This window comes from Pseudomonas sp. GD04058 (assembly GCF_029836855.1).
GTDB classification, from domain to species: Bacteria; Pseudomonadota; Gammaproteobacteria; order Pseudomonadales; family Pseudomonadaceae; genus Aquipseudomonas; species Aquipseudomonas bharatica.
Genome location: NZ_JAOECN010000031.1, coordinates 56,872 through 67,592, shown reverse-complemented (window position 1 = coordinate 67,592; position 10,721 = coordinate 56,872). Strand labels below are relative to the sequence as shown.

Here is a 10,721-nt window from a genome sequence, read left to right as displayed (position 1 = left end):
GACCTGAGTAACTTGCTTTATCGGGGATCCCGATTCAATTGCATTTAGCCGTTGCTGTAGCAGGCCCGCATTAACCCCTAGTATCTCGACACGAATGCTTACCAGGGCCTTCAACAGCCCGCCTGAGAGTGTCTGATCCTTGGCCTTAGCTTCGTTCAGCTCTGACTGCGTGGCGTTGAGTTCCGTGCGAAGGCTATCGACGAGCGCCTTCTCTTCAGGGCTTAGCTCATTTTTGAAGCAGCCTGATGTCAGACTTGCAACCACAACCAGTAACACGGTGTTTAACCAGCGCATGAGATTCTCCTTGTTAAAAAAACCAATCCGAAAGTCATGGCTATACGCTATCACGCAGGCAAAGAAAAGCCCGCACTGCAATGCGGGCTAACGTAGGGAGATCGGATGAGCATTCACTGTGCACGGTAGGGCGTGAAAAAAGCGTGAAGGCATGAAAAAGCCCGCCGAGGCGGGCTCTGAATCATCAACTAAACAGCTAAGGCTTAGTTGCTTGTAGAAGTGATCGCAGCTCTTTGCCATCAGCATCGATCTTACTGATCACCGCATCGAATTTGCTATCGACCCTGTCGAATCGAGCATCCACTCTTGAGAACTGGTTGTCAGCTTTCTGGGCGGCTAGCTGTAGATCCGATTTCGTTTCGAGTCTAAGCGATGAAATCTTTCCATCTAGAAGGGTGAACATGCCGAGTCCGGCCACAAGCACAACGGCGCCAGTGGTTATGACTGTGAAATGCGGCGATTTAAGGAAGGCAGACCATCCGGTGTTCGTCGTCATTGGCGGCCCCTCCTTCTCTGCTGACTGGATATCATCATACGATTGTTCAGCGCCAATACTAGCATGACCGCCGCTCTGAACGTGGGATTCGTCATGGTCAACTGAAACCCGTCGGTATGAGCTCGATGCGGGCTGCGCGAATACGTTCACCTGGGAGACGCTACCGACGCTCGCATTTCCCATAACGAAAACAGCCAAAGGCTTGCCCACCGACGAGTCGAGAGGGGCGGCGTCTCCGGGGGCTGTCACTGGCCAGCTTCTCCCAGGGTATCCATGATTGATCTAGCCAGAGCCCTTGCCAGCTGCGGCTTCATCATGACAGATGCAACTACCGATTCAATCACTTCGAACTCCAGAGGATCACCCCTGGTAGCGTCCACACGAGGATGCATTTGCTCTTCGATGAAGCATATGGCAATTGTCGACTTGTCTTCCCTGAGAGATGCAACCGTGGCTGAATCCACGTGAGCCGCCACGAAATTTCCTGCCTTCCTGATCGGATTACCCAATTTCAACTCCTGGTTTGCCATGGTTTTTACTTAAAGCAACACTGAGTACCAGAACACCTTACCCAGCACGCTTATCCCGCTCTCGACCAGCTGGTGCGCGGTGTATTCATCACCTGACTACTCAGACTAGGTGCGCATTCCACACCAGCAGCACCCAGTCCTGCCATTACGCTTGCTCTCTGAGGATAAGTCCCGCCTTCACCTCATCCCCATACCCCACCAACTTGTCCTCCCCAGCCTGCATCACCTGGCAGATCCTGATCACTGCCTGGGCGTCTGCCTCGTTTCCGGCCTCACTCAGGCGAACTGCAATCCGCATCAGCTCGACGGCTGACCACTTCAGGTCGCTGGCCAGGCCTTGGAGGTCGCGGCGGAGTTCTTGGTTGGGCTTAGTGAGGGTCATGGCTACACCAAATGCGCGTTCCAGACCAGTAACACGCGGGCCTGGATGTAGGTTTCTTCCCGTCGGATCATCCGATCCTTGTGCTTGCTATTGTCCGAGATCATCTCGAAGTGATCCTCATCAGCGATCTGCAGCCGCTTGATGTAGATGTGGTCGCCCCAGGAGAACAGGTAGATGCCGTCGCCGACGAACTCCCGGATGCTCACGTCGACGATCAGCGGGTCCCGGTGCTTGATCGTGGGCTCCATCGACTGGCCCCAGCCGGTGACCAGTTTCAGATGGAAGTGCTCGGTGAACTCGACGCCGAGTTCGCGCAAGTGCCGGGGACTGACGCGCACGTCCTGGAGCATTTCCGGGTAGTCCTGGACGGCTTGGCCGCCACCCATCGCCGCGCGGATGTCGTAATGGGCGATCCACACCTCATCACCAACCAGACCCGGACGGGAGAAATCGGCGGTGATCACGTTTGTGGCTGCAGGCTCCTCGGCCGCCGCCAGCAATCGCTGCCGCGTCTCCTCTGGAATCCCCTTGCCGCTCTTTGCCAGCATCTGCTTGACCAAGTCTGCGGCCGATTTCCCGCCAGCATCTGAGCCCGTTACTGCCGCGCGCGGCTCATCATCCGAAGGGATCGAGTCGAACCATCCGCGGGGCAGGCCTTCGATGCCCTCGATCCTCCGGGCAACATCGTCGCCTAGGTTCTTCGCGGTCTTGTCCGAAAGGATCTGGCTCAGGTGCGCAGGCGCCATCCCCCAGCGCTCGGCACAGGCCCCTTTTCTCTGGCTGCCAATCAGCTTCACCAGGTTGTGCTTGCGAATCTCGTAGATATCCATGCGGCGAAGAATGCCAGTGTTTAGCTGGCTGCTAAATGTGCGCAAAGCTAAATTGTCCTTGCTCTGAAATTAGCCATGAGCTAAATTTCACTTTACGTGTAAGGAGAACCCTCATGAATGATCACCTCCGTGATTGGTTGGGCAGGGCCACGAATGAACGCCGGCAGCAGGTCGCAGCCGACGCGAAGACCACCGTTGGCCACCTCTGGCAGCTCGCAGGTGGTCACCGGAAGGCCTCCACAGAACTCGCCGAACGACTACAGGACGCCTCGGACGGCGAGATCACGATCGCTGGTTTGCGTCCGGACCTCATCCCATTCGCCCGAAAAGCGCTGAAAGGCGCCGCGTAACCACCTTCAACAGCAAGGAGCAATCCCCGCATGTACGCCAACCCCAAGCACCTGCATGACCGTGAGATCAAGGTCCGGGTCGATGAGGACACGTTCAACTTGATTCAAGCGCTGGCCGCGTATCACCGCACCCAGCGTGCCGTGCTGTGCCGCGAACTGCTGGAAGCGCAGCTGGCTGCCCTGGCTTCGGAGAATACCGGCGATCAGACCGCAGCCTGAAGGCCGCGAGGAGGCCCTATGCCGACCGAACAATTCGGTCTGGATCCGGGCTCGATGGAATTGCTTGAGCGAGAGGCGAAGAGAAGGGGGGTAACCCCGGAAGCGCTTGCTGCCGAGTTGATCGATCGAGAGCTGGCCAGCCGAACGAAACCTCGAAATGCGAGGGGGACGGTTACGCCGTTCCAGCGCAAGGCCTGAACAGGCCCTGATAAGCCCGAATTGCGGGCACAAAAAAGCCGGGATAGCGGCCCGGCTCTCTGCAACACAAAACTCTGAAGGGAATTATGCATATGCAGACCCAAAGTGTACAGGCCCTCATCCGGCCCGCGCCACAAAATGCGAACCACGATTCTGTGGCGCGGATGTCGTCGCGGGAAATTGCCGAGGTCACCCAAAAACGTCACGACAATGTGTGGAGGACCATCGAATCCCTTCACGCCAAAGGCCTGATCGGACTCCCTCAATTTGAGGAAGTCCCTAATCCGGGCCATGGTCCGCTTTGCATCAAGCAGTACCTGATCGGCAAGCGCGACAGCTTCGTTGTCGTCGCCCAGTTATCGCCCGAATTCACCGCGGCGCTGGTGGACCGCTGGCAGCAGTTGGAGGCCCAGGTAGCTAAGCCGATGCCCGCCGACCTCAGCAAGCTGGAAATCCTCCAGATGGCCCTTGAGTCGGAGAAAGCCCGCGTTCTGCTGACCGTCCAGGTCGAGGCACAGGCCAAGAAGATCGACCACCTGGAGAACCTATTCAAGGAAGGCATGAGCCACGTCCAGTTCTGCAAGGGCCTGAATGGGGTCAACGTGATGCAGGTCGGGCATTTCCTCGAAGGCCGCAATTGGCTCTACAACGAGAGCAAGTCCGGTACCCGGTACCGCGTGGCCGCGTATGCCCGCGACAAGTACATGACCGAGCATCAGCAGGAGATCACCCCGCACGGGAAAGAGGCGTTCATCAGCTACACGCCCATCCTGCTGCGCAAGGGCGCCGTGCGCCTGTACGAGCTGTACCTGGCCGGCGAGCTGCCCATGAAGAAGAACTGGGACGGCCTGCACACCCACGACAAGGCCGTGCGGGGTGCAGCATGAGCCCGGAATTCCACACCGAAACGCACCGTGTCGCGCGTAAGCGTCACACCTGCACCGAATGCCGGGGCTACATCGAGCCAGGCGACCGCTACGAGTTTGTTACCGGTCTTTGGGAAGGCGACGTGTCGACCTACAAGACATGCGCGCACTGCGAGGCTGCACGTGACTTCTACGTCAACGATCTAAATTCGACTGAGTTCCGCGATGCCGAGTTCGGCGCCTACTGCTACAGCGAGGTCCGCTGCGATCTGGAGGAGGCTGCGAATGACATCCCACGGGGGACCGGACTGAAGTTCAGGGCATACCGGCATGTCGTGGGTATGCGGCGGCGTGGTGCTGCAGCCAGGGCGGAGTGCGCAGCATGAGCATGGAACTGATGGTCAAGGCCATGAAGACCAAGGTCGGAAACCCCCTGCGCAAGCTTGTGCTCATCAAGCTGGCCGATAACGCCAGTGACCAGGGCGAATGCTGGCCGTCGTATCAGCACATCGCCGATCAGTGCGAGATCAGCAAGCGCTCGGTCATGAACCACATCAACACCCTGTGCGGTGCCGGCCTGTTGCGCAAAGAGATCCGCAAGGGTGGCCCCAAGGGTAACTCCTCGAACGTCTACTACCTGACCTTAAGTGGTGCAGCAGATTCACTAGGGGTAGTGCAGCAGATTCACCAGGGTAGTGCAGCAGGTTCACCCCCTAGTGCAGCAGATTCACTAGGGGGTAGTGCAGGAACTGCACCCAGAACCAGTCACTCTTTTGAATCAGTAAAGGAACCAGTCACTGAACCAGTTGCGCCCCAGGCTGAAGCCGTGGTCGCGGAGGGTATCGTGGTTCCGTTTACGGCTCAGCAGCCGCGCTGCGAGATCCCGGCCGACATGCCAGGGCCGAAGGACCAGTCCTGCAAAACGTTCAAGGCCTGGGCGAACTACGCCATGGCGTACCGCAAGCGCTACCACGCGTGGCCGGTATGGAACGCCAAGGCAGGCGGACAGGTTGGGCAGCTGATCAGCCGTCTCGGGATTGATGTCGCTCACCATGTGGCCGCGTACTTCCTGACGATCAATGACGCTCGCTTAATCAACGGCTGCCACAACCTGGGCGACCTGCTGGCCAAGGCCGAGGCCTACCACACCCAGTGGGTCACCAATCGCCAAATGAATGCGACCACCGCCCAGCAAATCGAGCGCAAGCAGGCCAACCTGACCGCCGGCCAGGAAGCGGCCACGCGCATCCTGAAACGCGAGGGGAGAGCGGGAAATGAATTCCTCATCTGACCGCATGACCCAGGAGCAGGTTGCCCAGCTGGCGCTAGCCATCTGCGCTACTGCGGAAACGCTTGGCTACACGCTCAGTGCGGATGCAGCCGAATTGATGGCTGAGGACCTTGCCGAATTCCCTGCGCAGACCGTGGCCGGAGCCCTTAAGGCATGCCGCATAGAGCTGACAGGCAAGCTGACCACCGGCGCCATCATGCAGCGTATACACGCGGCTGATGGGCGCCCGGGGAAGGACGAGGCATGGGCAATCGCTCTCTCCGCCAGTGACCAGTTCGACACGGTGCTGCTTACCCAGGAAATCCGCCAGGCCATGTCCGCTTCCGATCCAATCCTGCAGGTCGGCGACAAGGTGGGTGCCCGTATGGCTTTCATGAGTGCCTATGAGCGCCACTGCACCTTCGCCCGCGCTGAAGCTCAGCCGGTGAAGTGGGAGGTGTCTCTCGGCTACGACCAGGCCCGCCGGGTAACCGCAATCGAGGGTGCTGTCCGCGCCAAGCTGATCAGCCAGGAATCGGCCAACAAGCACCTGGCAGACCTGCGGATCGCTCCGGTCACGGTCGACGGCCAGGCAATCGCTGGACTCATCACCGGCCAAGTCTCGACGCACGCCAGCGAGAAGACAAAGGCCAAGCTCGCCGAGGTTCGGTCGATCATTGTCGAGTCGAAAATCCGCAAGGATCGCCAGAAGCGCAAGGAGGCCCAGCGCCGCCGGGTCGAAATCTACCTACGCAAGCGCAAGGCTCGTGAGGCAATCGAGGCCCAGGGCCTGAAGGTGAAACCATGACCATTCTGAACAGTATGTCGCCTGCAGCCAGGTCCGCAGCAATGCGCGGAGGCATGGATGGCTGGGGCCAGGCCGGCGGCCTGCCGGGCCAGATCCGGTATCACGTGCCCGTCGATGCAAAGTCTCGCCGCCGTTGCGGCTGTGGCTGCCGCCGGCGCGCCACACACCGCGGCATGGCCAATGGCGTCTGCCTGACTATCGGTTGCGACCTATCGATGCGCCGCTGGGTGAAGGAGTCGAATCGTGACTGAAAAGATCAGCGTCAACAGCCAGGCCAAGCTGTCCGAGGCCGTGACCATGCTCACCCGTATGTTCCGCGACAAAAAGTTCGTCGTGGTCAGCATGCGCCCGGGCAAGGACCGCACCCTGGACCAGAACGCCCTGTGGTTCGCGATGTACGACCGCATCGCCAAGAGCACCGAGATGGGTGACATTGAGGACGTCCGCCGGTACTGCAAGCTTCACCACGGTGTGCCGATCATGCGCTCGGCCAGCGCCGAATTCCGTGAAGGCTACAACCTAGCACTGCTGCACCTGCCCTATGAGATCAAGCTCCGCTGGATGGGCGCTTGCGCCATGTTCGGGCCGGATGGCTTCCCGGTTACCCGACTGTTCGACCGGGCCCAGGGCTGCCAGTACACCGACCGCATCGTGGCCGAGTTCGCGCCGCAGGGCGTGGCGTTCAGCGACTTGCTCAGCGAGGAGGCGGCATGAGTAGGGATAAATTCACCATGCGCTACATCGCCTGGAAGGTGGTTACAGGCCTTATCGATCCAGACATGTACGCCGAGACGTGGGCGGCGGTAAAGCAGCTCGGCTACCTGTTGCTTGCCGTAGTAGTTCGAGCCGCCATGCTGCTCACCTTCCCCGTATCGGTTCCGTTCCTGTGGTTGTTCTTCCGCGTGATGGGGCCTATCAACCAGAAGCGTCGGAATCGCCGCAGAGAAAAGCTCATGGCCGACTTGCGTAGTCGTCAGGAGGGGGAATGATGCTCACCAAGGAGATCAAGCCGAAGAAGTGCAAGGCGCCAGGTTGCGGCCAGCGCTTCAAGCCGACCATGACCACGCAGAAGGTGTGCAGCATCGCCTGTGCCCTGGCCATGTCGAAGGATTCGAAGGTGCGGAAGATCGCGGCCAAGGCCATCACCAAGCAGGCCCGTCAGGACCTGCAGGAGCGCCGGGAGAAGCTGAAGACCCGCCGCGAGCACATGGCCGAGGCCCAGACCGCTTTCAACGCCTACATCCGTGAGCGCGACGCCGGCTTGCCGTGCATCAGCTGCAACTCGCTGCCGAGCGACCACGACCTCATAACCGGCAGCCGCTGGGATGCTGGCCACTACCGGTCGGTGGGCGCCTGCCCGGAGCTGCGCTTCGAGCCGCTTAACGTCCACCGGCAGTGCGTCAAGTGCAACCGGAACCTGTCGGGTAACGCGGTCGAGTACCGGATCCGGTTGGTGAAGCGCATCGGCGCAGAAGCAGTCGAGTGGCTCGAAGGGCCTCATAAGGCCCTGCGCCTGACCATCGAAGACCTACAAGCCATCAAGGCGCTGTACAGGCAAAAACTCAAAGACCTACGGAGGGCAGCAGCATGACACCAGCATGGGGATTACTGATTTTGGCCACCCTCATGGTGGTGGGCGGCGTATCGCTGTCCTGGGCTGGCGCGGTCCGCCGCAAGCGCAGCTACGAAGAATTCATTTTGAGAAAGGCCAAGCGGGCAGGGGGTGGACAGTGAACTATCAGAACGTGGTATCGGCAGTGGTCCGCGCCCTGGCGGCCGAGACGATCAACAGCGCGGGCGGTTGCGACTTCGAGCCGAAGGTCCAAGCGGCGAAGCAGAAGGGCGCCATCGTGGGCAAGGAGGCTGCCTTCCTCTTCGACTGCATGGTGTTCAGCCGGCTGCACAAAAACCTCACCTCGGAGCACTGGCGGCACTTGGTGGCGAAGTATTCGACGCACGTCGACCGCAAGCACGCCGCGATCGAGGAAATCACCCGCTCTCATCGCTCGCCGGCACCGGAGCGTTTCCGCCACTGCGCGATCCTGACCTGGGCCATGCCCAAGCTGCCAGGTGTGGACGGTAAGCGCAGTACCAGCGTCCTGCCAGCCGCCTGGTACGAGATGGACAACTGGAGCAACGAGCCACACCCAATCAAGACCCAAGAGCGCTGGAGGCGGGATATCCGCAAGGCTCTGGAGCGCGAGGTAGACGCCGCCCTGGTCGAGGCCCAGCACATTCTCGAACATGAAGGCCTTTTGGTGGCAGATGTCGCTTGACGCCGATTGAGCCAATGAGCCAATATACGTCCATCCTGTGATTCCTGCGCCTGATGATGGCGACGCCGAACGCAGGATGGTCTGGAGATTTCATGACCCAGATCCATCTCTTCCCCTTCATTGAGACGTCCAGTCTCCCCAGCTACAACATTTGCCAACGAGCACGCTGCCTCCGAGACGCCTTGGAAGGCACGCATTACTGCGCAGCACATCAGCCAAAGCCGAAAGCTCCTGATGCCGCATGGGCTGGCAAGAAGGTCGTCTACATCATCGGCGCTGCTGGTGATGAATTCGTTAAGATTGGCTACGCCACAGACCTGAGCGCCCGCCTGGTCAACATGCAGGTAGGATCAGCGCGAGAGCTGCTGGTGCACTGCGTGCTGGAGGGTGATATCAAGGTGGAATCAATTCTTCACCTGGAGATGCAGCAGCATCACGTGCGTGGAGAGTGGTTTAAGGCAGAGCCGGTAAAGGCGTTGTGCGAGAAGCTCCAGAAATGCCGATACACCAGGATGAGGCTCAAAGTAGAGTCGGTCATCAGCGAGTGGAACGAGTCTGGCCACCCTTGGGATGGCCGGGGAGTAGCGCAACGCCGTAAGCGACCAAGATTCACAATTAGCACCTAATCAAGGCCCGGCCCCAAAAGCCGGGTTTTATTGCCCAATGAGGCCCTCAAGAGGCCCGACGCCACCTCTGGCGAGGTCAGATTTTTTTTGTGTAGCACGGAACGTTTTGATGGCGCTATGATCCTGATAGGTTGCTAACTAAACAAACATGGAAGACCGTGATTATGAAAACCGTTCTAGCTGCTGCAGCACTGTCCCTTGTCGCTGCGTCTGCCGGAGCAGCTGAGCTTTCCGGGGCGCTGGGTGCGACAAGTCAAGGCGGCATTACGGCGCGTGCAGGCGTTGGCTTTAACTGGGACAAAAGCTGGTTTGAATCCAGTACTGGCCGTCTAACCGGTTACTGGGATGCTGGGTATACCTATTGGGAAGCAGGAGATGCTTCCGGTGGCGCTCACTCGCTGTCCTTTGCGCCAGTTTTCGTTTACGAGTTCGGCAGCGGTAACGTGAAGCCATTCGTTGAGGCTGGCATCGGCCTGGCGGTCTTCTCCGGTACGTCCGCAGGTGACCAGGACTTTGGTTCGGCCTTCAACTTCGAAGACCGCATCGGTGCGGGCTTGAAGATCGGCGAGACGCAGAAGGTTGGCATCCGAGCGATTCACTACTCCAACGCTGGCATTAAGCAGCCCAACGACGGTATCGAGTCGTACTCGCTGTTCTACAGCCACCAGATTTAAAAAAGCACGATCCCTCTTTGCCCGCCCTGTGCGGGCTTTTTGTGCGGATGACACGCTCAGGCAGCTGGGCTAAGTCGGTAGTGGCGTCGATCAAAGCCGTGCGCTCCCTGATCGGCTACGCGATGAGAGTCTGGGGTACGTGACCCAGCGATCCAGACCAACAAGCCGGGTAAGAACCGGCCCTCCGCACCCATTCCAAGCCTCGGTATCTGCCGGGGCTTTTTCGTTTCTGGAGCATCACCTATGGCCGAGCCAAGTACCGGCGCCCTTGCAGTGACCGGCGTACTTGCCAGCGTTGGCCTGGGAGCTGCCTTTCCTCAGTTGGATCTGGCCACCCTGGTGGGAGCGTTCGGCGGGGCTTTCTTCTACGTTGTGTTCGCCAAGGACATCAGCACTTGGCGCCGCGTCGGTTATCTGCTGGCTGGATGGATTGGTGGCTACTTCGGCGCCGCTGAGCTGATGGGGCGCGCCTGGACGCAGACGGCTGGCTTTGCCGCGTTCACTTGCGGCGTCCTGTGTGTGGTCACGTTCTCCGGCTTGCTGGAGTGGATGCAGACCGGCCAGATGCCGCGCTGGCTGCAGTGGGTCTTCCGCCTGCGAGCCAGGAAGGAGGGTTGAATGGTTGCTGTCATCCAGGCCGCCCTGTGCGCCGTCATCTTCGTGATGATCGGCCTGCGCTATCGGCCATACCCCGATGCCCGCTACAAGCTGGGCGTTTCCCTGATGGCCTGGGCGGCCTGCGCGGTCACCGGCATGCAGTGCGTCAGTCTCATTGGCCGCATGGTGCTCCATGACGAGTTCGCCGACGTGTCCTGGTTCAACACCGCGTTCTACCTACTGGCCGCCATCTTGGTGTGCCGGGCTAAGGGGAACGTCGCCAAGATTGTGCGAGTGGACTGACC

General features: G+C 59.7%; 21 protein-coding genes and 1 pseudogene. 17 read left to right on the top strand and 5 right to left on the bottom strand.

Annotation, left to right across the window (positions count from 1 at the left end):
- The 5 genes and pseudogenes from N7650_RS21615 to N7650_RS21595 form a co-directional block, all read right to left on the bottom strand.
- Positions 1-294: pseudogene (locus N7650_RS21615) on the bottom strand (hypothetical protein); the annotation flags it as partial.
- 196 nt (positions 295-490) lie between these two features.
- Positions 491-790 (bottom strand): hypothetical protein, encoded by a 300-nt coding sequence (locus tag N7650_RS21610; RefSeq protein WP_279899950.1) that lies wholly within the window; start codon positions 788-790, stop codon positions 491-493.
- A gap of 245 nt (positions 791-1,035) precedes the next feature.
- A complete protein-coding gene (locus N7650_RS21605; RefSeq protein ID WP_279899949.1) occupies positions 1,036-1,299 on the bottom strand; it encodes a hypothetical protein in 264 nt (87 codons plus the stop codon).
- Between the two features lie 166 nt (positions 1,300-1,465).
- Positions 1,466-1,702, bottom strand: coding sequence for a hypothetical protein (locus tag N7650_RS21600; protein ID WP_279899948.1), 237 nt, complete (start codon positions 1,700-1,702; stop codon positions 1,466-1,468).
- A 2-nt stretch (positions 1,703-1,704) separates the two neighbouring features.
- Positions 1,705-2,532, bottom strand: a complete 828-nt coding sequence (locus tag N7650_RS21595) for a S24 family peptidase (protein WP_279899947.1) — start codon at positions 2,530-2,532, stop codon at positions 1,705-1,707.
- Positions 2,533-2,645: 113 nt separating this feature from the next.
- On the opposite strand from N7650_RS21595, the gene N7650_RS21590 reads away from it, so the two are divergent.
- The 17 genes from N7650_RS21590 (at position 2,646) to N7650_RS21510 (ending at position 10,719) form a co-directional block, all read left to right on the top strand.
- The gene (locus N7650_RS21590) at positions 2,646-2,882 is read left to right on the top strand and encodes a hypothetical protein (RefSeq protein WP_088851912.1); all 237 of its coding nucleotides are present in this window, start codon (positions 2,646-2,648) and stop codon (positions 2,880-2,882) included.
- A 30-nt stretch (positions 2,883-2,912) separates the two neighbouring features.
- Positions 2,913-3,101 carry a hypothetical protein gene (locus N7650_RS21585; RefSeq protein ID WP_004573832.1) on the top strand — a complete coding sequence of 63 codons (189 nt, stop codon included), beginning with the start codon at positions 2,913-2,915 and terminating at the stop codon, positions 3,099-3,101.
- Positions 3,102-3,119: 18 nt separating this feature from the next.
- The gene (locus N7650_RS21580) at positions 3,120-3,299 is read left to right on the top strand and encodes a hypothetical protein (RefSeq protein WP_279899945.1); all 180 of its coding nucleotides are present in this window, start codon (positions 3,120-3,122) and stop codon (positions 3,297-3,299) included.
- Positions 3,300-3,391: 92 nt separating this feature from the next.
- Positions 3,392-4,186 carry a Rha family transcriptional regulator gene (locus tag N7650_RS21575; protein WP_279899954.1) on the top strand — a complete coding sequence of 265 codons (795 nt, stop codon included), beginning with the start codon at positions 3,392-3,394 and terminating at the stop codon, positions 4,184-4,186.
- Positions 4,183-4,551 (top strand): hypothetical protein, encoded by a 369-nt coding sequence (locus N7650_RS21570; RefSeq protein WP_279899944.1) that lies wholly within the window; start codon positions 4,183-4,185, stop codon positions 4,549-4,551. The genes N7650_RS21575 and N7650_RS21570 overlap by 4 nt, the downstream gene beginning before the upstream one ends.
- Positions 4,548-5,456: a helix-turn-helix domain-containing protein gene (locus tag N7650_RS21565; protein WP_279899942.1), complete on the top strand. Its 909-nt coding sequence runs from the start codon at positions 4,548-4,550 to the stop codon at positions 5,454-5,456. The genes N7650_RS21570 and N7650_RS21565 overlap by 4 nt, the downstream gene beginning before the upstream one ends.
- Positions 5,440-6,243 (top strand): hypothetical protein, encoded by an 804-nt coding sequence (locus tag N7650_RS21560; RefSeq protein ID WP_279899940.1) that lies wholly within the window; start codon positions 5,440-5,442, stop codon positions 6,241-6,243. The genes N7650_RS21565 and N7650_RS21560 overlap by 17 nt, the downstream gene beginning before the upstream one ends.
- A complete protein-coding gene (locus N7650_RS21555; protein WP_279899938.1) occupies positions 6,240-6,494 on the top strand; it encodes a hypothetical protein in 255 nt (84 codons plus the stop codon). Before N7650_RS21560 ends, N7650_RS21555 begins: the two co-directional genes overlap by 4 nt.
- A complete protein-coding gene (locus tag N7650_RS21550; RefSeq protein ID WP_279899937.1) occupies positions 6,487-6,957 on the top strand; it encodes a hypothetical protein in 471 nt (156 codons plus the stop codon). The genes N7650_RS21555 and N7650_RS21550 overlap by 8 nt, the downstream gene beginning before the upstream one ends.
- 17 nt (positions 6,958-6,974) lie before the next feature.
- Positions 6,975-7,232, top strand: coding sequence for a hypothetical protein (locus N7650_RS21545; RefSeq protein ID WP_279899936.1), 258 nt, complete (start codon positions 6,975-6,977; stop codon positions 7,230-7,232).
- The gene (locus N7650_RS21540; RefSeq protein ID WP_279899953.1) at positions 7,232-7,834 is read left to right on the top strand and encodes a recombination protein NinG; all 603 of its coding nucleotides are present in this window, start codon (positions 7,232-7,234) and stop codon (positions 7,832-7,834) included. Before N7650_RS21545 ends, N7650_RS21540 begins: the two co-directional genes overlap by 1 nt.
- Positions 7,831-7,977, top strand: coding sequence for a hypothetical protein (locus N7650_RS21535; protein WP_279899935.1), 147 nt, complete (start codon positions 7,831-7,833; stop codon positions 7,975-7,977). Before N7650_RS21540 ends, N7650_RS21535 begins: the two co-directional genes overlap by 4 nt.
- Positions 7,974-8,519 (top strand): hypothetical protein, encoded by a 546-nt coding sequence (locus tag N7650_RS21530; protein WP_038409510.1) that lies wholly within the window; start codon positions 7,974-7,976, stop codon positions 8,517-8,519. The genes N7650_RS21535 and N7650_RS21530 overlap by 4 nt, the downstream gene beginning before the upstream one ends.
- A gap of 92 nt (positions 8,520-8,611) precedes the next feature.
- The gene (locus N7650_RS21525) at positions 8,612-9,145 is read left to right on the top strand and encodes a GIY-YIG nuclease family protein (protein WP_279899932.1); all 534 of its coding nucleotides are present in this window, start codon (positions 8,612-8,614) and stop codon (positions 9,143-9,145) included.
- A gap of 164 nt (positions 9,146-9,309) precedes the next feature.
- Positions 9,310-9,819 carry an acyloxyacyl hydrolase gene (locus N7650_RS21520; RefSeq protein ID WP_038409512.1) on the top strand — a complete coding sequence of 170 codons (510 nt, stop codon included), beginning with the start codon at positions 9,310-9,312 and terminating at the stop codon, positions 9,817-9,819.
- 243 nt (positions 9,820-10,062) lie between these two features.
- Positions 10,063-10,437, top strand: coding sequence for a putative holin (locus N7650_RS21515; RefSeq protein ID WP_054573004.1), 375 nt, complete (start codon positions 10,063-10,065; stop codon positions 10,435-10,437).
- Positions 10,438-10,719, top strand: coding sequence for a phage holin family protein (locus N7650_RS21510; protein ID WP_029886756.1), 282 nt, complete (start codon positions 10,438-10,440; stop codon positions 10,717-10,719).
- Positions 10,720-10,721 lie beyond the last annotated feature (2 nt).